This is a genomic window from Bartonella sp. AP58NXGY, assembly GCF_042195785.1.
Taxonomy (GTDB): Bacteria; Pseudomonadota; Alphaproteobacteria; order Rhizobiales; family Rhizobiaceae; genus Bartonella.
On record NZ_JBHIOY010000323.1, the window covers coordinates 1 to 636 of the forward strand.

Annotated in this window: 1 protein-coding gene; it reads left to right on the forward strand. The window is 33.3% G+C overall.

Annotated elements, in window-relative coordinates; translation table 11 throughout:
• Positions 1 to 558, forward strand: a 558-nt coding sequence (locus tag ACFINC_RS11180; protein WP_375617246.1) for a peptidoglycan-binding domain-containing protein, incomplete at its 5' end; no start/stop codon positions are given.
• Positions 559 to 636: the final 78 nt, after the last annotated feature.

Consider the following 636-nt stretch of genomic DNA (forward strand, 5'->3'; position numbering starts at 1 on the left):
TCTAATTTATCCGAAAAAGAAGCAAAATCACAAGAACTCTCTCGTGTAACTTCACTCCATTCTCCAAATCATCACCGCACAGATTCACCTTTCCCCCCTCAATCAGCAAGCATGCTGGAAAAACAAAAAGAACTCGCAGAATTAGGACTTTATGATGGACCTTTAGATGGACTGGATGGACCTAAAACGCGTCGTGCTATCGCTTTATGGAAACAACAAGCTCCCCCCAAAAAGCAAAAAAACGTTTTATCTAATCCCACAACAGATGAAATTGCGATATTAATTAAACAGAGCGAAATAGAAATGGCAAAGAATACAACAACAAAAAATATAACAAATTCGAAAGAAGCTATTTTAGATCCTTCTGTTGAAGATATTTTACAGGTACAAAAAGCTTTACGTAATTTTGGTCATGAGGAAGTTCTTGTCACAGGAATAGAAGATCAAAAGATGATAGAAGCCTTAAAACAATTTCAAAAAATGTTTGATCTTCCTGTCACAGGAAAAATTAACCACACAATTTTGATGAAAATGCGTGAAATTGGTTTATTAAATTGAAGCTTAATCATATCTACATTATAAAAATAATCTCTTAACTTATTATAATCATAATTGATCATCTGCTTGTTTAATACC